General features: G+C 66.5%; 14 protein-coding genes, 1 tRNA gene and 1 pseudogene. 12 read left to right on the forward strand and 4 right to left on the reverse strand.

Annotated features, from left to right (window positions below):
* On the reverse strand, positions 1-303 hold the full coding sequence (locus tag ACQPZX_RS48010; RefSeq protein WP_378975511.1) for a WhiB family transcriptional regulator: 303 nt from the start codon (positions 301-303) through the stop codon (positions 1-3).
* A 298-nt stretch (positions 304-601) separates the two neighbouring features.
* Between ACQPZX_RS48010 and ACQPZX_RS48015 the strand changes: the two genes are divergently transcribed.
* The 9 genes from ACQPZX_RS48015 (at position 602) to ACQPZX_RS48055 (ending at position 13,100) form a co-directional block, all read left to right on the forward strand.
* Positions 602-3,022, forward strand: a complete 2,421-nt coding sequence (locus ACQPZX_RS48015; protein WP_433385962.1) for a transglycosylase domain-containing protein — start codon at positions 602-604, stop codon at positions 3,020-3,022.
* Positions 3,023-3,167: 145 nt separating this feature from the next.
* Positions 3,168-3,686 (forward strand): RNA polymerase sigma factor, encoded by a 519-nt coding sequence (locus tag ACQPZX_RS48020; protein ID WP_433371705.1) that lies wholly within the window; start codon positions 3,168-3,170, stop codon positions 3,684-3,686.
* Complete coding sequence (locus ACQPZX_RS48025; protein ID WP_433371708.1) at positions 3,683-4,135, forward strand: hypothetical protein; 453 nt, start codon at positions 3,683-3,685, stop codon at positions 4,133-4,135. Before ACQPZX_RS48020 ends, ACQPZX_RS48025 begins: the two co-directional genes overlap by 4 nt.
* 33 nt (positions 4,136-4,168) lie before the next feature.
* On the forward strand, positions 4,169-6,754 hold the full coding sequence (locus tag ACQPZX_RS48030) for a LuxR C-terminal-related transcriptional regulator (RefSeq protein WP_433371711.1): 2,586 nt from the start codon (positions 4,169-4,171) through the stop codon (positions 6,752-6,754).
* 576 nt (positions 6,755-7,330) lie between these two features.
* Complete coding sequence (locus ACQPZX_RS48035) at positions 7,331-8,986, forward strand: FtsK/SpoIIIE domain-containing protein (RefSeq protein ID WP_433371714.1); 1,656 nt, start codon at positions 7,331-7,333, stop codon at positions 8,984-8,986.
* 362 nt (positions 8,987-9,348) lie between these two features.
* On the forward strand, positions 9,349-9,558 hold the full coding sequence (locus tag ACQPZX_RS48040; protein WP_433371717.1) for a helix-turn-helix transcriptional regulator: 210 nt from the start codon (positions 9,349-9,351) through the stop codon (positions 9,556-9,558).
* A gap of 3 nt (positions 9,559-9,561) precedes the next feature.
* Complete coding sequence (locus ACQPZX_RS48045; protein WP_433371720.1) at positions 9,562-10,794, forward strand: tyrosine-type recombinase/integrase; 1,233 nt, start codon at positions 9,562-9,564, stop codon at positions 10,792-10,794.
* A 592-nt stretch (positions 10,795-11,386) separates the two neighbouring features.
* Complete coding sequence (locus tag ACQPZX_RS48050; RefSeq protein ID WP_433371723.1) at positions 11,387-12,448, forward strand: DUF262 domain-containing protein; 1,062 nt, start codon at positions 11,387-11,389, stop codon at positions 12,446-12,448.
* Positions 12,441-13,100, forward strand: a complete 660-nt coding sequence (locus tag ACQPZX_RS48055) for a HEPN domain-containing protein (RefSeq protein WP_433385965.1) — start codon at positions 12,441-12,443, stop codon at positions 13,098-13,100. The genes ACQPZX_RS48050 and ACQPZX_RS48055 overlap by 8 nt, the downstream gene beginning before the upstream one ends.
* A 254-nt stretch (positions 13,101-13,354) precedes the next feature.
* Here ACQPZX_RS48055 and ACQPZX_RS48060 read toward each other — a convergent pair whose 3' ends face one another.
* A complete protein-coding gene (locus tag ACQPZX_RS48060) occupies positions 13,355-14,599 on the reverse strand; it encodes an IS256 family transposase (protein ID WP_433371726.1) in 1,245 nt (414 codons plus the stop codon).
* A 657-nt stretch (positions 14,600-15,256) separates the two neighbouring features.
* Between ACQPZX_RS48060 and ACQPZX_RS48065 the strand changes: the two are divergent.
* Positions 15,257-17,016, forward strand: a pseudogene (locus ACQPZX_RS48065) (IS481 family transposase).
* A gap of 77 nt (positions 17,017-17,093) precedes the next feature.
* Positions 17,094-17,636: a hypothetical protein gene (locus ACQPZX_RS48070; protein WP_433371729.1), complete on the forward strand. Its 543-nt coding sequence runs from the start codon at positions 17,094-17,096 to the stop codon at positions 17,634-17,636.
* Between the two features lie 424 nt (positions 17,637-18,060).
* Here ACQPZX_RS48070 and ACQPZX_RS48075 read toward each other — a convergent pair.
* Positions 18,061-18,137: transfer RNA gene (locus ACQPZX_RS48075), tRNA-Pro, on the reverse strand.
* Between the two features lie 72 nt (positions 18,138-18,209).
* The gene (locus ACQPZX_RS48080; protein ID WP_433371732.1) at positions 18,210-19,106 is read right to left on the reverse strand and encodes a metallophosphoesterase; all 897 of its coding nucleotides are present in this window, start codon (positions 19,104-19,106) and stop codon (positions 18,210-18,212) included.
* Between the two features lie 25 nt (positions 19,107-19,131).
* Between ACQPZX_RS48080 and ACQPZX_RS48085 the strand changes: the two genes are divergently transcribed.
* A complete protein-coding gene (locus tag ACQPZX_RS48085; RefSeq protein WP_433371735.1) occupies positions 19,132-19,587 on the forward strand; it encodes a GatB/YqeY domain-containing protein in 456 nt (151 codons plus the stop codon).
* The last annotated feature ends 125 nt before the right edge of the window (positions 19,588-19,712 follow it).

Here is a 19,712-nt window from a genome sequence, read left to right on the forward strand (position 1 = left end):
TCAGCGGGTCGGGACGAGGACCTTGTCGGCGCTCTTCTCCTTCAGCGCGGCCTCGAACATCTTCCGCCAGCTAGCCACCTGCGGGTGGCGGCGCAGCAGGGCCCGCCTCTCCCGTTCCGTCATGCCGCCCCAGACGCCGAACTCGATCCTGTTGTCCAGAGCATCGGCGAGGCATTCATAGCGAACCGGGCAGCTGCGGCAGATCCTCTTCGCCACGTTCTGCTCGGCGCCCTGCACGAACAGCGCGTCAGGGTCGCCACTCTGACACGCCGCCATGCTGGGCCAGTCGCTGATCATCCCCATCTGTACACGTCCCCCCTTGCGGTTCACCCCCTGACGTCCGACTGCCTATGTCCCCCAAGCAGTGCAGACGTCGTGCGACAGCTCGCCGGACCATCATGCTCTGTAGTCGGGTGATTACGCAACGTTGTCCCTCAAATACGCATAGCTCGGGTGTACCGGGCTTTTCGGAAGCCATGGGTTTCGAGAAGGGGCAGCGCGGGGCGCCCGCGGAGTAGCACAATCATTCTGGGCGACCCGTGAGCTTCTCGACGGGCGCTGCCGTGTGCCCTTCGCGTACCCTGCTCAGGTGACCTCCTGGATGCGCCGACGCGATCACAACATCTTCGCCAACGCGACGTCGTTGCTGATCTGCGGATTACTCGCCGGCGTCGTCGTCGCGGCGGCCGCCTTCCCGGCCGCGGCCATGTCCGGGCTGGCCGCCAAGGCCGGCGGCGAGACCTTCGCGAACCTGCCCAGTGAGCTCAAAGACTTCAGTTCGCCGCAGATCACGCGCATCTACGCGTCCGACAACAAGACGCAGATCTCGCAGTTCTACGACGAGTTCCGCAGCGACGTGCCGCTCAAGGACATCTCGAAGTACATGACCGCGGGCATCGTCGCGGCCGAGGACCGGGAGTTCTACCACCACAACGGCGTCGACCTGAAGGGCGTGGCCCGGGCCTTCGTCAACAACAACAACGGCAAGTCCAAGCAGGGCGCCTCGACGATCACCATGCAGTGGGTCCGCATGTCGCTGGCGTACTCGGCGACCAACCCGCAAGAGGTCGTGGACGCCACCAAGGACACGCCCAAGCGCAAGATCACCGAGATGAAGTACGCGCTGCAGGTGGAGAAGGAGCTCTCCAAGGACCAGATCCTCGAGCGCTACCTGAACATCGCGCCGTTCGGCAACCAGGCGTACGGCGTCTTCGCCGCCAGCCAGGTCTACTTCAACAAGAAGCCCAAGGACCTGACGATCGGCGAGGCCGCGATGCTCGCCGGCATGGTCAAGGCGCCGACCAGCTTCAACCCCACCAGCAAGGAGGGGTACGACCAGATCTTCCAGCGCCGGAACAACTACGTGATCCCCGGCATGGTCGAGATGGGCGCCATCACCCAGGCCGAGGCCGACAAGGCGGTCAAGGAGAAGCTCCCGACCAAGGTCAAGCCGGTCGGCAACGGCTGCGTCTCGGTCGCCAAGAACGCGTGGGGCTTCTACTGCGACTACTTCTACCGCTGGTGGATGAGCCGCGAGGAGTTCGGCGAGACCCAGTACGACCGGGAGCGCCGCCTCAAGAGCGGTGGCTACCGCATCACCACCACGCTCGACATCAAGGCGCAGACCGCGGCCCGCGCCAACATCACCGACGAGATCGGCGACAAGAACAAGAACGCGCTGCTGATCGCCGCCGTCGAGCCCGGCAGCGGCAAGGTGCGCGCCCTGGCGGCCAACCGGAAGTACAAGCTCGACGACTCGGCACACCCGCAGAACGAGATCTCGTCGGACCCGCGCAAGGCCAAGAAGGGCGTCCGCGGCACGTACCCGAACACGACGAACCCGCTGCTCTCCGGCGGCGGCGACATCACCGGCTACCAGGCCGGTTCGGTGTTCAAGATGTTCACGATGGTGGCGGCCCTGGAGAAGGGCTATCCGCTGAGCTACACCATCAACGCGCCCAAGCAGTACAAGTCGAGCTACATCATCGACTCCAGCAGCCCCTCGGCCTGTAGCGGCACCCACTTCTGGTGCCCCGGCAACGCGGGCGAGGGCGAGGCCGGCGTCTACAACATGTGGACCGGCTTCGGTAACTCGGTGAACACGTACTTCGTGCCGCTCGAGGAGCGCGTCGGCGCCGAGAACGTGGTCGCCGTCGCCAAGCGCTTCGGCGTGCAGTTCCGCGTCAAGCAGGACGCCGACCTGGCCGCACCCGGGTCCGCCAACCAGTGGGGCGCGTTCACGCTGGGCGTGTCCGCGTCGACCCCGCTCGACATGGCCAACGCGTACGCGACCCTGGCCGGCGACGGCATGTACTGCGAGCCCACGCCGATCGAGCAGATCGCCACCCAGGCCGGCGAGAAGCTCGACATCGGCAAGTCGCATTGCATCCGCGCGACCAGCAAGGACGTGGCCCGCGCCGCCCTCGACGCCGCTCGCTGTCCCGTTGGCGACTCCGCCCAGATGGGCCAGTGCCACGGCACCACGGCAGGCCAGACGCACGGCGTGGTCGGCCACCCCGTCTTCGGCAAGACCGGCACCACCGACCACGACAAGACCGCCGCGCTGATCGCCGGCACCACGTCGCTGGTGGTCGCTGGTTACCTGGTGAACCCCGACTACCAGGACCACTCCGACCGCATGTCCCACGGCATCGTGAACCCGGCCGTCTGGAACACCCTGGGCGACTTCATGAAGGGCAAGCCCAAGGTCCAGTTCAAGACCGCCGGCGACGACAAGATCGCCACCGGCGACCAGCGCTCGATCCCCGACGTCACCTGCGACTCGATCGACAGTGCGAGAAACCGCCTGGAGGGCGCCGGCTTCGAGGTCTCGGTAGGCGGCGACGTCGACTCGAAGTGCCCCGCCGGCACCGCAGCAGGCACGAACCCGAGCGGCCGCACCATCAAGGGCGGCGTGGTCGTCATCGAGAAGAGCAACGGGAAGGGCGCGCAGCAGCCGCAGACCCCCGACCAGCCTCAGGTGCCCGTGCCGACGAAGCCCACCAAACCCGGCAGGCGCTGACGCTCCAGGGACATAGCGGAACCCGGCGGGGGATCACCTTTCGACAGGCGATCCCCCGCCGGGTTCTTTGCGCTCGTGCTCCACTCACGCTTTTACCGTGAACCGACCGCCCTCGCGCACCGACTGATTAGGTGAAGGAGGGCCGATGAGCGATGAGTTGCTGGTGGTCCGCTGCCAGTTGGGTGAACGAGACGCTTTCACCGACCTGGTACAGGCCTGGCACCCAACGGTCGAACGATATGTCGGCCGGATGTTGGGCCGCCCCGACGACGACGTGGTGCAGGAGATCTGGCTGGCCGTCGTCAAGGGCCTACCCCGGCTGCGGCAGCCGGACCGTTTCACGCCGTGGCTCTTCACCGTCGCCCGCCGCGCCGTGATGAACCGGTTGCGGGACGCCTACACCCGCCCGGACCCCGAGCCGATCGACGACCTGCCCGGCAGCGACGAGACGGAAGGCGTCGTCCATCGAGAGACGGTCGCCGGCGCGCTGGCCGCGCTTCCGGCCCGGGAGCGCGAGGTGCTGATGCTGTTCTACCTGGAGGACTTGCCGGTCGAGGCGTGCGCCCAGATATGCGCCGTACCCACCGGCACGATCAAGTCGCGCCTCAACCGGGCGCGCATTTTGCTACGCCAGGAACTGATCCGGAAGGGGTACGAGGCATGACACCGGAAGAGATACTGGCTCGCCTGGACGCCCCGCTGTCCCTGCGCAAGCGGATCGGTTACCTGACCCTGGGCTTGGCCGGCCTCGCGGGCAGCGCCCTGATCGGCATCCTCTGGGCGACCGAGCCCGGCTTGCCCCCACGTACGAAGGTGGCCTTCGCGGCGTTGGTGGCGATCGGCTTGTGCTGGGCAGCCTTCGGCGGCTGGGCCGTGACCCGACGGACACCGCTGTTCGCCCGAGACCGGGTGATCGCCGCCTGGCTCGGCCTGAGTGCCTGGCTGATCTTCACCATCGGCGCGCTGATCATCACTACCTTGCGGCACAGGCTCGAGCCGTCGCTGCTGGTCGTCATGGTCACGCTAGGCCTACTGGCGGCCCTCAACCTGCGCGCGGCACGCCGGGCGAAGGCCGCACTCCTACACCGCAAAAACGAGCTGACGGGAGCGTAGAGGGTTCAGTCGCTCGTGCGATCCAATGGACGGGTGATCGGGCCGCTCGTCGAGACCAAACTCTTCCTGCCCCGGGCGCGTGCCGGCACGCTGGCCCGGCCCCGCCTGACCGGGCGGCTCGGTGAGAACACGGGCCTGGTTCTCGTCTCGGCGCCGGCCGGCTTCGGTAAGACGACCTTGCTGGAACGGTGGGTCGCCGGCCAGAACGCCGCCGTCGCCTGGATATCCTTGGACGCCGACGACGGCTCGCCGCGCACCTTCTGGACGTATGTCATCACCGCGCTGGATCGAGCCGCCCCAGGCACCGGGTCGGACGCCATCTCCCTGCTGCTCCAGGCCGGCCACTCGCCCGTCGAGGCGGTGCTCACCGCCGTACTCAATGAACTGAGTGTTTTTCCTGGGGATCTTGCACTCGTCCTGGATGACTATCACCTCGCGGACGGGCCGGCATTGCGGCCGAGCATGGAGTTCTTCGTCGACCATCTGCCACCCCAGGTCCGACTCATCATCAGCACCCGCACGGATCCCGGTCTGCCGCTGGCCCGGCTGCGCGCCCGCGGCGAGCTGACCGAGGTGCGGGCCGCCGACCTGCGGTTCACGGCCGAGGAGGCCGGCGACTACCTCACGACCACGACCGGGGTGAAGCTCAGCGCGGCCGACATCGGCAAGCTGGCCGGGCGTACGGAAGGATGGGTTGCCGCCCTGCAGCTCGCCGCACTGTCGCTGCGAGGCCGGGACGACGCGGCCGGATTCATCGACGGCTTTGCCGGAGATGACCGTTTCGTCGTCGACTACCTCGCCGAAGAGGTCCTGGACCGGCAGTCCGAGACCGTGCGCCGGTTCCTGCTGGAAACCTCGATCCTCGAGAGGCTCACCGGCAACCTGTGCGACGCGGTCACCGAGGGCACCCGCGGCCGGGCGATGCTCGAATCGCTGGAGCGGGCCAACCTGTTTCTGGTGCCGCTGGACGATCGGCGGCGCTGGTATCGCTACCACCACCTCTTCCGCGACGTCCTGCACGCCCACCTGCTCGACGAGCGGCCGGACGACGTGGCGGGCCTGCACCGGCGAGCCGGCGACTGGTTCGATCGGGCCGGCGATCCGCTCCCGGCGGTGCGGCACATGCTGGCCGCGGACGACGTCGAGCGGGCCGCCGACATCATCGAGAAGGCGGTTCCGGAGTTGCGACGCCACCGCCAGGAGGCCGTGCTGCGCCGGTGGGCCGACGACGTGCCCGCCGAGGTGCTCGCCCGCCGGCCGGTCCTGGCGATCGGCCTGGTCGGCGGCCTGATGGCCAGCAACGAGTTCGGCGACGTGGATCGTCGGCTGCGGGAGATCGAGGCGACGCTGGCCGGGGGCGACTTCACCGTGATCGACCAGACCGAGTTCGCCCGGGTACCCGCGGGCATCGAGATGTACCGGGCCGCCCTCGCCTTGATCTCCGGCGACCCGGCCGCACCGATCACGCACGCGCGGACGGCGACTCAACTGGTTCCCGAGGACGATCACCTACTCCGCGCGTCGGCGTCGGCGCTGGCCGGGCTCGCCTCCTGGACGACCGGGGATCTCGAGGCCGCGCATCGTGGCTACGCCGCGGCCGCGCAGGGGCTGCGGCGGGTGGGCTACGTGTCCGACGTCCTGGGTTGTTCGATCACGCTCGCCGATCTCGAGCTCATCCAAGGTCAATTGCATCAGGCCCATCACACGTACGAGGACGCGCTGCGCCTCGCCGAGGAGCACGGTCCCGCGATCCGGGGCACCCGTGACATGCACGTCGGGTTGAGCCAGATCGCCTACGAGCGTGGCGACCTGGCCGCGGCCGCCGAGCATCTGCGCCGGAGCACGGCTCTCGGAGAGGAGGCCGGCCTACCGCAGAACCCGTACCGCTGGCGGGTGGCGATGGCGCTGCTCCGCGAGGCGGAAGGCGACCGGGACGCCGCGATCGGGCTCCTGGAGGACGCCCAGCGCGTGTACGTGGGTGACTTCTCGCCCGACGTGCGCCCGGTGGCGGCCCTGCGCGCCCGGATGCTGGCGGCGAACGGCGACATCGCCGCGGCGCTCGCCTGGGCCCGCGGCCGCGACCTCACCTCGTCCTACCTGCACGAGTACGAGCAGCTGACGGTGGCCCGCATCATCGCGCCCTCGGCCGCGATCCCCCTGCTCGAAAATCTGGCCACGGCGGCCTCATCCGGCGGCCGTCACGGCACTCTCATCGAGATCCTGGTCGTGCTTGCCCTGGCTCGCCGCGCGACCGAGGACGCATCCGGGGCGCGGGTCACGGTTGAACGCGCACTGGCGCTGGCCGAGCCGGAGGGCTTCGTCCAGGTCTTCGCCGACGCTTTCCCTCTCCTCGACGAGTTGGGGCTGACCACCCTCGCCCACGCCAGTGCCCCGGCACCCGTTCGGGCCGTCCTGATCGAGCCGCTCAGCGACCGCGAGCTCGACGTCATGCGGCTGCTCGCCGGCGACCTCGACGGCCCGTCCATCGCACGCCACCTGATGGTCTCCCTCAACACGGTGCGGACCCACACCAAGCACATCTACACCAAGCTCGGCGTCACCAACCGCCGCGCCGCCGTCCGGCGGGCACATGAGCTCCATTTGCTGTCGCGCCGCTGAATCACCACTGCGCTCACCACTTGATGTGATGCCCGGTCACCACATCGGCGCCTAATTTCGCGGTCGTGAGCAGCCACCAGTACGAGATCCGCGTCGAGGGTCACCTCGATCAGCGGTGGTCGGCGTGGTTCGGCGGGCTCACCGTAACCACCCAACCCGACGGCACGACCACCCTCCACGGACCGATCGCCGACCAGGCCGCGCTGCACGGACTGCTGCACCGGCTCGGCGACCTCGGCATCCCACTCATCTCCCTAGCAGCCGCACACCGCTCGATGTCTGGACCGCCATCGCAGACATCCCAGCCCTGCTCGCCGAGATCGAACGCATCCGCCGAATCCTGGCCTGGACCCGACTCGACCACGCCAACCTGCTCGCCGCCGCACGTGCCAGCCTCGCGGCGCACAACGACGGCGAGGAAGACCCGCTCTACTACGTCCGCGACGAGGTCACCGCGCAACGCGATTCGCTGATCACCGCAGGCGAACAATGAGGGCGTACGGACGTCGGCACCGCCGGTGGAACCGCCGGCACCCGCAACCGCTTCTGCTCGTACCCGATGAACCGCTCCTCATCGTGGCCCTGGCCGCAGTTGGACGCAGCCTGTTCCGGTACCGATCGGAACTTGCTCCGATCACCGTCGCCGCCGCGCTCGGCATTGCTGGACTCGTCCTGCACCAAACTCATCCCGACGCCTGGCCGCTGGTCGCAGCCCTCACGGCCATTGCTGCTGCGGCGGCCGGGCTGCGCGGACTGCCCTGGGGCGCGCTACGCGCCGAGGAACGCACGTACGCCGCGACCGCAACCGCCGTCGCGGGAGGCTGGCTCACTGCAGCGACGGCACTCGGTCCGGCCAAGACCCCGCTTCCGACCGTCCTCATCATTGCGTTGGTTGCGCTTGGCGTGCCGTGGTGGGCGCACCGGCGTCGCCGAGCCCGCGTCAGGGTGGACCGAGTCATCCACGCCTGGCCTGACCTCGCGGACACGATCGGGCTCGACGGCTCGCGCATCATGTCCGCGATCGTGGACACCTGGGGCTGGCGTGCTCGGATGAAGCTGCGGCCGGGACAGAGCGTCGCCGACGTCGTGGCGCGGGTGCCAGCCATTGAATCGGCCCTGGGCACCCGACCGGGTGCGGTCCGAGTCGAGCAGGACGCTGCTCACGCTGGCCGCTGCACGATGCGGGTCTTGGCCGTCGACCCGCACGCCGGAGCGATCCCGTGGCCTGGCCCATCCGCCCGCTCTCTTGCCGACCCGATCGAACTCGGCGTCTTCGAGGACGCGACCACCGTCCGCGTGCCCTTACTCCGACGGCACGCGCTCATCGGCGGCACCACCGATTCAGGCAAGAGCGGCGTATTGAACGTCATCCTCGGAAACCTCGCCGCCTGCGCCGATGTCGTTCTCTGGGGCATCGACCTGAAAGGCGGCATGGAACTGCGGCCGTGGGCACCCTGCCTCGCGCGGCTCGCGACCACCCCGGATGAGGCCGTCGAACTGCTGGCGGACGCCGTCGCAATCCTTGACGCCCGCGCCAACGCATCCAGCCGCGATAACACCCGTGTCTGGGAGCCCACGCCACGTACGCCGGCGCTGGGCATCGTCATCGACGAGTACGCCGAACTGGCCGACACGGCGCCGGCCGCAATCCCGTACGCGGATTCGGTCGCTCGCCGAGGTCGTGCCGTCGCTGTCGACCTGATCGCAGCAACTCAACGGCCGACGCAGAAGGCCATGGGCGGCGGGACGCTCCGCTCACAGATGAGCGTTCGCGTCTGCCTGCGCGTCCGCGAGCGCCGCGATGTCGACCTCATCTTGGACAAAGGCATGCTCTCCGCCGGCTGGCACGCCCACGCCCTCGACGCTCCCGGCAAGTTCTACGTCCTAGCCGACGGTCACAACCAGCCGCGCCGCGCTCGCGCTTACCTCGTCACGGACGAGCACGTACGGGGAACGGCCGCGCGATTCGCCGACCACCGGCCCGACCTCGACCCGCTCTCCCGAAGCGCGATTGACCAACAGCCCCGCGCCCTCGAACCGCAGGCCAGAGCCGCCGATGATCCCGACCATGCCTTGTCGACGGCGCTCGATCAGGCACCTGACGACGGCTTATCCATCCCCGAACTGATCAACGTGACCGGTATGCGACGCACCTGGATCTACGACCGGCTTCAGGCGCTCGCCGCGACCGGACGCGCCCGGCAAGTCACTCGCGGGCGCTGGCGAGCGTGACCCGGTTGTCCGCGCGGACGTCCGTCAGCCTCGCGCGCGTCTGCGCATTCAGCGCGGACGGACGAACGGACGGACGTCCGCGCGGACGCCATTCATCGAGAGAAGGGAGGCCCAACGATCACCACGATCAACTCGACCACAGAGGGGAGAAATCGCAGCGTACGTACGTCGCGAATGCCGGCGTTCGCAAGACGAGCCGCTCAAGTTGTCCACGGACGTCCTCTGGCTGTCCTGGTGAATCATCAGCCGCACTCGAGAGGATCGGATTCGTGCTCGCCCTGCCCACGCCCCCAGCTTCGATCCAACGTCGTCGCGAACCACGAGCGAGTCAATCACGGTGTGTTCGACGCAGCAGGCCGGCGATGAGCGCCTCGCCCAGCACCGAATGGCGGCCCGACCCGCTTCTGACCATCGACGACGTCGCCGCCTGGTTGAGCAAGCCGAAGAACACCCTCTACGCGTGGCACAGCCGAGGCAAAGGCCCTCGCGCTATTCGGGTTGGCAACACTCTGCGCTACCGGCGCAGTGAGGTCGAACGCTGGCTCGACTCCCGCACCGATCCGGAGCGGTGAGTCATGGCCAGACCTTCGCTGCCGATCGGAACGTACGGCAATATCCGCACAGAGACGCTCGGTGCCAACCGGTTCTGTGCCCGAGCCCGTTTCCGCGACTACGACGGCAAAACCCGCGACGTGGAGGCCACCGGCACCACCGGGCCGGCGGCCGTCCGGGCGTTAAAGGAAAGGCTGCGCGACCGGGCTACCCCGAACGACGACGAGATCACGCGCGAGACCTTTGTCAGCAAGCTGGCCGGGTTTTGGGTCGACGAGATCCTGGCCGAAGAGCGCGTCACGCTACAAACCGTCGACCGGTACAGGACGAGCCTGCGGACCGCGATCCTGCCGGCCGTCGGGAACCTCAGGCTTCGCGAGGCCACCGTCGGCCGGCTCGACAAGTTCCTGCGCGAGGTCGCCAAAGACCGCCCGTCAGCGGCCAAAGGCGCAAAGGTCGTCCTCAGCCAAATGTTCGCCCTAGCGACACGGCGAGGCGCACTGACGAGCAATCCCGTTCGCGACACCGCGCGGTTGCGTAAGCCCCGCCGTACGGTTGTCGCCCTGGACACAGACCAGCTTGAAGCAGTCCGTGCGGCCATTCGGACGTGGCAGCAGCCCACGCCAGGCAAGCCGGGACCTCGGCACAGCGGAGACCTCGCCGACATCGTCGATCTCCTGCTCGCCACCGGCGCCCGCATCGGCGAGATCCTGGCCCTGCGCTGGGAAGACGTGGACCTCGCCGCCGCACGACCGACCGTGACCATCTGCGGCACGATCGTCTACGTCAAGGGCAAGGGTTTCTTCCGTCAGGACTGGACCAAAACCGACGCCGGCTACCGAACAGTCATCCTGCCCCGCTTCGCGGTCGGGATGCTCATGGCCCGCCAGCTCGACGCCGACCAGAACTCTTACGACGCGATATTCGTCTCGCGGCGACGAACCTGGTTGTCGCCGCAGAACGTACGACGGCAGTGGCGCCAAGCCCGCACCGACACCGGCCTCGAATGGGTCACCCCACACAGCTTCCGGAAGACGGTCGCCAGCCTCATCGACAAGGAGGCCAGCGCCAAGAACGCCGCAGCTCAGCTGGGCCACGAGAGCGAAGAGATCACTAAGAAGCACTACATCGTCAAGCCGGCCGTTGCTCCGGACAGTTCGCACATCCTCGAAAAGCTCGGCCCAGGCCCAGGCCCAGGCCCAGGGCCAGGCCCAGGGCCGCGCGGCAACGACTCGGCGGCCACGGAAGCGAACTGAGCCTCTGCCCTCTGGGAGTCGGCTGCCGTTGGGTTAGCAGACAAAGCCCACGGGCTGACTCCCACACTGCCAGGACGGCACTTAGCCAAGATCGCTGAGCTGCGGTGCGGTTACCAGCAGGAACGTAGGTCGACCTCCCGAGATTCAACGCAGTTGCCCAGTGGTGACCGGTTGACCTGGCACAGATCTGGCGCGCGCATCTGTAATCGACTGAGTACGGGCCGTCTGGTAAGGCGCAAGCCGTGCGCGAGGTCAGACGGCTGATATCTCGTGCTGTCGGGAGCCAATGTGTCGTGGAGAGGACGGGAGTCGAACCCGTCACGGGGGAGTTTCACGTCCCACTGCAGGCCACCTGCCCTCCACGACGGATCAATGGTACGTCGATCAGGACCGTATTAGAGTGAATTGGCGTCTTCCGTGTCCAAGAAAGGATCATGGTCGCCCGAGCAGCAGTGGGGTGATCCCTGAGCTGCTACAACGGTCCAGCGGAGTCGGTGGACGTCCGGCTGCGGGCACCCCGGTGGTCACTCAGTAACCGTTGGATGACAACGATAGGCTGCCATCGACTACACCCTAAGGACGTGGTGCTTGCGTGGGCTCCGCTGAACAACGCGCGCAGTTGGCCGCCCAGCGGCGGACAGTTGACTTTGATACTTATGACGTGACGGTCGATGAACTACTCCGTCGCGTGGTGCGACATCGCATCGATGTAGCGCCAATCTATCAACGCCAGTTCCGATGGGACCGAACGCGGCAATCCCGCCTCATCGAGTCTGTATTTCTCGGTGTTCCGGTGCCGCCTCTATTCATGGCAACCAATAGCACCGAAAGCATGCAAACTCAGTGGGAAGTCGTTGATGGCATCCAGCGGCTCCTCACTTTAGTGAGCTTTGCAGGAGACTCACGGGCAAGAAACGCCACCGGCGTAGACACCGCCGCGCTCGCACTTAAGAACCTTGAGAAGCTGAACACTTTCGAGGGTGAGACTTTCGACAGCCTTCCAGATGACCTGAAGACCGCGTTTGAAGATCGTCCGATGAAAGTGGTCGTGCTGAACGACAAGAGCGACCTGCAGGTCAGGTACGACTTGTTCGAACGATTAAATACAGGCGGCATCTCGCTAACGGCTCACGAGATTCGGGAGTGCGTTTATCGTGGTGAATTTATCAATCTCCTGGTTGAGTTGTCCGAGATCCAGCCATTTAGGACCGTCGTCGTTATTCCGGAAAGTCGGCAAAAGGATGGAACACCGCAAGAGTATGTCCTTCGATTCTTTGCCTTTCTCGAGCGCTACGGCGAATTCACGCATTCAGTGATTGAGTTTTTAAACGAATTTACTCAAGACGCCCACAGGAATCCCGATGTAAAAACGCGAGCTAAGGTATTTCGTCAAACATTCAACTTCCTTGCGAAAGCTTTTCCGAACGGAATCAGATCACGACTAAATCAGACGCCAGTTAACCTCTATGAAGCCATCTCGGTAGGTGCGGCTCTGGCACTGCAGGAGAATCCTCATCTTGGCGTGCCGAAGAATTTGGATTGGATAACGTCCGAGGATCTTCGCCGCCTTACGACCGGCGCCACAAATACCAGGCATCGATTGCGTGGGCGCATTGAGTATTGTCGGGACCGGTTCCTCCACAGCGATGTTTAGCTCGGCTGTACAGCGAGGGGAACTCATAGATCGCCTCGCCACGATTCGGCTACTACTCAATGATGCTCACCCTGGAGGTAACACGACAGCTACGTCGAGAGAGATACGAGGACTTTCCATCGTCCTCCTTTATGCCGCATATGAGAACCTGCTCAAGTCGCTATGCCGTTCCTTGTTGTCGGAGGCCATGAACATGCGGGTGGGCAATCGGCGCCTGCAACCGGGATTCAAAGTGATTGCCGCATTCGGCAAGTTGCAGGCGGTCGCCGGAGCCAGCCCCACAGCCATCTGGAAAAGCGGTTTTGACGTCGTTGGCACTGTACATGATTCGAGAAGCTGCTCAATTTCAACCAACGTTTTCCCGAACGACGGTACAAACTTCAAGCGCACTCAGGTCTCGACATTCTGTCGAGTATTCGGATTCGGTGATCCAGCTCCTATACTCCGCGAGGTATGGGAACAGATTGACGGCGTCGTCGTGCAGCGGAATGCGGTCGCCCATGGCAGTTCAACGGCGGGTGAGATTGGTCGCCGCACCTCGTATCAGGATCTAGCCGATCTCATAGATCTTTGGGAATTGCGTTGGGGCGAGTTTTTAGATTGGGTTGACTCCGTCGCATCGTCGAGAGATTTCTTCAGGCTGCCTCGTTGACTATCACGCTTCTGTAGGCGTTGTTGACGACGATGACACCAGCCCCTTTGGTTGGCCAAGCAACATCGCATCATCAATGCCCTGCCTAAAGGTTTTGCGTCAAGGCACGCTTGACATCGGCCGAGGGCGACACCTAGTCGGCTACGGGTGCGGCGGCGTGCGCCCTCTTGCGGGCAGGCGACCGGCCTGCCGCTTGGGTCACGTCCACGGGCGTGGTGTAAGAGGCGGCCAGCGCTGATCCGTTGGTGTTGATGTTAGGCGGCGATCTCGGCTGGCGGGGTGGCGGGTTCGGGGTTTTGGCTGGTGGTGATGGGTGTGAGGCGGGCTTTGCGGAGAATCTCGAGGCCCATGTAGCGGCGCCCTTCGGTCCATTCGTCGGTCTGTTCGGCGAGCACGGCGCCGACGAGGCGGATGATCGCGGCCCGGTTCGGGAAGATCCCGACGACGTCGGTGCGGCGGCGGATCTCTTTGTTCAGGCGTTCTTGCGGGTTGTTCGAGCGGATCTGCCGCCAGAGCTCAGTCGGGAACGCGGTGAAGGCGAGGATGTCCTCGCGGGCGTCGTCGAGGTGTTCGGCGGCGTCGGGGAACTTCTCGCTGATCATGTCGAGCACCCGGGTGAACTGGGCGGCGACGGCGTCGGTGTCGGGCTGGTCGAAGATCGTGCGCACGAGGGTGGCCACCCATGGCTGCGCGGATTTCGGGACCTTGGCGAGCAGGTTGCGCAGGTAGTGGGTGCGGCAGCGTTGCCAGCCGGCGCCGGGCAGTGCGGCGCCGATCGCGCTCACGAGCCCGCGGTGGGCGTCGGAGATCACGAGCCGGACCCCGGCCAGGCCGCGGGCGGTCAGCGAGCGCAGGAAGGCCAGCCAACCGGCGCCGTCCTCGTCGCTGGAGATCTCCAGGCCCAGGACCTCCCGGCCGCCGTCATCGTTGACGCCGACCGCGACCAGGGCGTGGACGTTGATCGTGCGGCCGTGTTCACGGACCTTGATCACGAGGGCGTCGACCCACACGAACGTGTAAGGCCCGGCATCGAGTGGCCGGTTGCGGAACGCTTCGACCTGCGCGTCCAGATGGCGGGCCATCTCCGAGACCTGGGACTTGGACAGTTGCTTGATCCCGAGCTGCGCTACCAGTTTTTCGACGCGCCGCGTGGAGACGCCGAGCAGATACGAGGTGGCGACGACTGAGACGAGGGCTTGTTCGGCCCGGCGGCGGTGCTGCAGCAGCCAGTCCGGGAAATACGAGCCCTGTCGCAGCTTGGGAATGGCCAGCTCGACGGTGCCGGCCCGGGTGTCCCACTCCCGAGCTCGGTAGCCGTTGCGTGAGTTCGTGCGCTCAGGGCTGCGTTCGCCGTACTCGGCGCCGCACAGGGCGTCGGCCTCGGCGGACATCAGCAGGTCGGCGAAGGTTTTCACCATCTCCCGCAGCAGATCAGGGCTCGCCGATTCCAGGTGCTCGCGCAACAACGACGCAACGTTCAGACTTTGTTCTGCGGCCATCGCAGGCTTCCTCCTTCGTGATCTTTAGACAATCCGAAGGATCTGCGATGGCCGCCTCTCATCGACCCAAAAGACCAGGTCATACACCACTTCGGTGGACGTGACCGCCGCTTGACCCCTGACCGCTTAGGGCCGCAGAGGCTCCCACCGTCCAGGGCGGCCGGTGGCCGTCACTTGCGACGCGAAGCGCCCTTGACGGTGGAGGAGCGGCCCGGACACCATGCGCGCCGCCGCACCCGTAGCTCGACGGCCGCGACGCGCCGTGCGCCGGAAGCGGGCAGCTCGCCCGCGTCGCCCAGGCCGCGCCGGTCAGCAGCCGGCCACCTTCCTTCACCCCAACCCAGGTACTCCTAGCGTCGCCGCGGCCCGACTTCCGCTCCTGCACGCCAGCCGACGGGCAGCTTGCGTGATCCGGGCCAGAGCGCCAGCGGTGGCACGGTCGCGCGCCCTTCGGCGGCGTGAGCGGCCCGTTTCGGGCCGCCTTGAAGGGCGTACAGAAAGTCTGAACAGGCGCTGGAAGTCTTCGTCTGTCCCGTCACGGGACATGCTTGACACTCGCGTCCCAGCTGATGCTTGACATGATCACCATTCGGCTTCTTGATCACGTGTTGTTGCGGCAGCGCGAGGGTCTGGGGGCCGGGATTGGCACTGGTGGGAATGTCGATCGTGGAACAGCGGTATCAGGCCGTGCTGGCGGTCCTCGCTGGGGATCCGGTGACGGAGGTAGCCGCGAAGGCAGGGGTGTCCCGGCAGAGCGTGCATGCCTGGCTGCGCCGCTATGCCGACGAAGGGCTGGCGGGGTTGCAGGACCGGTCGCGGCGTCCGGATGGGTGCGCTCATCAGGCGTCGCCGGAGGTGGAGGCGTTGGTGTGTGAGCTGCGCCGGCATCACCCGAAGTGGGGTTCCCGGCGGATCGCGTTCGAGTTGGGCCGGCACGGCTGTCCTGGTGAGGTGCCGTCGCGGATGACGGTTTATCGGATCCTGATCCGGCACGGGCTGATGACCCCGAAGCAACGGCGCCGGGGCCGCAAGGACTATATCCGCTGGGAACGCGACCGGCCGATGGAACTGTGGCAGATGGACATCGTGGGCGGGATCTTCCTGCCTGACGGGTCGGAGGCCAAGGTCGTGACCGGCGTCGACGACCACACTCCCGGTATTGCGTGATCGCCTCAGTGGTGCGCCGGGCCACCGGCCGCGCAGTGTGTCTCGCCTTCGCCGCCGCCCTGCAAGAGTTCGGGTTGCCCGAGGAGGTGCTCACGGACAACGGCAAGCAGTTCACCGCCCGGTTCGGCAACGGTGGCGAGGTGATGTTCGACCGGATCTGCCGGGAGAACGGCGTCGTGCACCGGCTCACCCAGCCCGCCACCCCGACTACCACGGGCAAGGTGGAACGCTTCCACCAGACCCTGCGCCGCGAGCTGCTCGACGACGTGCCGGTGTGGCCCGACGTCGACACCGCCCAAGCGGCGATCGACGCGTTCCGGCACGAATACAACACCGACCGGCCGCACCAGTCCCTGGACATGGCGTTCCCGGCCGACCGGTTCACCGCGGCGGGGCCGAGCGTGGTCCCCCTCAAGCTGCCCGCCTCGTTGACCGTTCCGGTCGAGCCCCAAGCCCTGCCGGCACCGATGGTGCTAGCTGTTCCGCCGGTGACCGGCCTGTCCGGGACGGCGGTCGAGTTCGACCGGGTGGTGCCGCCCTCGGGGAACCTGCAGGTCGCCGGTAAGCAGTTCTGGCTCGGCCCGGCCCGGTCCGGGGTGACCGTAAGGTTCTGGGCCGACCCCGACGTGATCCACCTGCTCATCGCCGGCGCCCGGATCAAGACGATCCGGTCTCACCTGTCGGCTGCCGACCTCGCCGGGCTGCTGCGTCACGGTGGCCGCCCGGCCGGTCCGCCGCCGCTGCCTGCGCCGCAGGCCGGGGATGTGGTCGAGGTGGACCGCACCGTGAATCGGACCGGCAGCGTCTCGCTGGGTCAGCACATCGTCCTGGCCGCGGACGTCCTCGGCGGCCGCCGGGTCAGTATCCGCATCGACGCCACCACGCTGAGCTTCTTCGACCCCGAGAGCCGGCAGCTGTTGCGCACCCGGCCCAACCCGCTCGCCCCGCACGAGGTGGCCCGGCTGCGCGGCCTGCGTCCGGCCGGCCCGCCACCGCTGCCCTCGATCGAGCCGGTGCGGGTGCAACGCCGCGTGTCGGACACCGGCGTGGTCATGGTCGCCCGCCAGGTTGTTGCGCTCGGCCGGGTCCACGCCGGCAAGACCGTCACGATCGACGTCACCGACACCGACCTGACCATCGCCTGCGACGACGGCCCACGCACCGTCCGTCGCACGAACCAGCTGGCGATTCGGAACCTGAAGCCAACCGGCCTGCCACCATCGATGCGAGGAGCAGAACGGCGAGGATGACGACATGAGCTGGTGAGTCATGGGGCACATCAGCAGTGCAGCGGCCCAACGGTCGCCAAGCCGACGGAGGAAGCCTGATGTGGCTGCAGTTGCCACAGGAAATACAGAAGCGTATTGATGACGAGTTGCGCAACCGTCGACTAATTCAGGCAATCAAGCTGGTGCGCGAGGAGGGCGGCCTGGAGCCGAAGCCGGGCCTGTACGAGGCACAGAACGTGGTGATGGACCGGCTCGCGTGGCTGTCCGAGCAGGGTCTGATCGAGCCGGAGCCTACGGTTGAGCTCCCGCAGCTCATCGCGGCGGCGAAAGCCATTCCTGACCGGGTGGCGGCCATCGAGGCCGTCTGGGACGGCGACACGTTCGGCTGGATGGTCTGGCTCGGAGCAATCGTGGAACGCCCCGGTCAGCACCACGAACGCTTTGATGAGGTGGGACTGGCCGGGATCCGGCGGGGCGGAGACATCCGCCTGTTTCTCGGCGAGGTCCCGCCGTGGCCGGAAGCCGCCGAGGCAACCGAGAAGGGGCACGCCGTTGCTGCGGCCCTCGGCGTGCCGTTCCACTTCACCCAACCAGACACCCCAGACCTGGATCTCATGCGTTGGTGGGACACTCTGGAATGAGCTGGCCAAACCGGTCACGGTCGAGGTCACCGGCATCACATTCCGCGTCTTCGACGGCCACGGCCCAGCTGGACACCATCACCGATACGAACTCATCCCGGCACCCCGCAAAGTCAGCAACGAAACCTAGACCAACCGTCAAGCGTCTCCTGGGACGGATCCGTTAAGCATCAGGTGGGACTAGACACTGGAAGTATTCGTCTCTCTAGGCACCACGGGACTGCGGCCCGCGGCCAGTCGGCGACTAATCAAGCAGGCGGCGGGAGCCCGTCCTGGACGGATTTACGCCTGCCGAGCCACATAAGCAACCTGGCACGAACTCCGTCGTGCCAATCGGTTTGTGAGGGGTTTTCGGGGGACGGTTCAAAACCCGATAGACAAAAGGTATGCCCTGGCCAGCTAATAGCTGGTCAGGGCATACCGATGGTCGGGGTGGCCGGATTTGAACCGACGGCCTCTTCGTCCCGAACGAAGCGCGCTACCAAGCTGCGCCACACCCCGAGCTGCCAGGAAATACTATCCGACGCCGACGCGGACGCGAAATCGGTATCCCCTGACCCGCAAAACCCCAGCTCAGCGAGGTATCAGCGTCAACACGGAGGCCTCCGGCCGGCAAGCGAACCGGACCGGCGCCGTCGGGTGAGTTCCAAGCCCAGCCGACACATGCAGCCAGGCGTCCGACCCCGGCCACCGATGCACCCCTCGCGCCATCGACAGCGGCAGGTCGCAGTTGGTCGTCAGAGCCCCATAAAACGGAACCCGAACCTGTCCCCCATGCGTGTGCCCCGCCAGCATCAACGAGAAGCCATCGGCAGCCATGGCGTCCAACACCCGCGAGGCAGGCGTATGCGTTACCCCGATGTGCAGGTCAGCCCCGCTAGACGCGGCACCAGCCACCGACGCGTACTCATCACGCTCGACATGCGGATCGTCGACCCCCACGAGCTCGATCGACCGCCCACCGGCTTTCACCAACGTCCGGGCGTTGTTGAGATCCACCCACCCCGCGTCGACAAACGCCCCACGCAGATCCTCGAACGGCAGGTCAACCCCCTGCACATACTCCCGCTCACCAGGCAGGACGTACCGCAGCGGATTTCCCCAGACAGGCCCGCGATAGTCATTCGACCCGAACACGAACGCACCAGGCACCGACAGGAACGGATCCAGCGCCCGCAACACCCCCGGCACCGCCCCCGGGTCCGACATGTTGTCGCCGGTAACCACGACCAGATCCGGATCAGTGCCGATCAGCGAGGCCACCCAGTCCTGCTTTCGCCGCTGGTCAGGCATCATGTGCAGGTCCGAGATGTGCAGGATCCGCAGCGGTTCGGCGTCGGGTTCGAGAACCGGCACGTCGAAGCGCCGCAGCGTGAAAAGGTTCCGCTCGATCAGCGACGAGTAGGCAAAAGTGGCCGCTCCGGCCGCCGCCACACCGGCGGCCAGGGCAATAAGGGGACGCTTGCGCATGACGGCAAGAGTAGTTTCTCCGTCCATGGGAACGCTGAAAGACCGCCTGAACGATGACCTGCACACCGCCATGAAGGCCCGAGACGAGCTGACGACGGCGACGCTGCGCATGGCCTTGGCCGCCGTCCGCAACGCCGAGGTGGCCGGCACCGAGGCACGCGCTCTCACCGACGACGAGGTCCTGGCCGTGCTCGGCAAGGAGTCCAAGAAGCGCCGCGAGGCAGCCACAGCCTTCGCCGACGCCAACCGCCCCGAGCAGGCCGCCAAGGAGCGCGAGGAGGGCGAGGTGATCGAGCGCTACCTCCCCAAACAGCTCACCGACGACGAAATCGCCGATCTGGTCAAGTCAGCTCTCGCCGGCGGAGGCTTCACCGGCAAGGCACAGATGGGCCCCGCGATGAAGGCCGCCCAGGCAGCCGTAGCAGGAAGAGCAGAGGGCGGCCGGGTGGCGGCCGAGGTACGCCGCCAGCTAGGCGTTTAATCCAAAACCCCCCATATCGTACGGGCGGGGGAGCACCACAACCGCAGCAGCGGAGGCACCCGGCTGCTCAGGCGGAGGCGAGCATTCTCGACGCCTAAAGACGCCCATCGAGTGACCGATCTACT

Source organism: Actinoplanes sp. CA-142083, from assembly GCF_050942195.1.
Taxonomy (GTDB): Bacteria; Actinomycetota; Actinomycetes; order Mycobacteriales; family Micromonosporaceae; genus Actinoplanes.

Excerpts from the sequence above, each read along its gene's own strand:
- ACQPZX_RS48010 (WP_378975511.1), bottom strand. The coding sequence starts at position 303 with ATGGGGATGATCAGCGACTGGCCCAGCATGGCGGCGTGTCAGAGTGGC.
- ACQPZX_RS48015 (WP_433385962.1), top strand. The coding sequence starts at position 602 with ATGCGCCGACGCGATCACAACATCTTCGCCAACGCGACGTCGTTGCTG.
- ACQPZX_RS48020 (WP_433371705.1), top strand. The coding sequence starts at position 3,168 with ATGAGCGATGAGTTGCTGGTGGTCCGCTGCCAGTTGGGTGAACGAGAC.
- ACQPZX_RS48025 (WP_433371708.1), top strand. The coding sequence starts at position 3,683 with ATGACACCGGAAGAGATACTGGCTCGCCTGGACGCCCCGCTGTCCCTG.
- ACQPZX_RS48040 (WP_433371717.1), top strand. The coding sequence starts at position 9,349 with ATGAGCGCCTCGCCCAGCACCGAATGGCGGCCCGACCCGCTTCTGACC.
- ACQPZX_RS48045 (WP_433371720.1), top strand. The coding sequence starts at position 9,562 with ATGGCCAGACCTTCGCTGCCGATCGGAACGTACGGCAATATCCGCACA.
- ACQPZX_RS48055 (WP_433385965.1), top strand. The coding sequence starts at position 12,441 with ATGTTTAGCTCGGCTGTACAGCGAGGGGAACTCATAGATCGCCTCGCC.
- ACQPZX_RS48060 (WP_433371726.1), bottom strand. The coding sequence starts at position 14,599 with ATGGCCGCAGAACAAAGTCTGAACGTTGCGTCGTTGTTGCGCGAGCAC.
- ACQPZX_RS48070 (WP_433371729.1), top strand. The coding sequence starts at position 17,094 with ATGTGGCTGCAGTTGCCACAGGAAATACAGAAGCGTATTGATGACGAG.
- ACQPZX_RS48080 (WP_433371732.1), bottom strand. The coding sequence starts at position 19,106 with ATGCGCAAGCGTCCCCTTATTGCCCTGGCCGCCGGTGTGGCGGCGGCC.
- ACQPZX_RS48085 (WP_433371735.1), top strand. The coding sequence starts at position 19,132 with ATGGGAACGCTGAAAGACCGCCTGAACGATGACCTGCACACCGCCATG.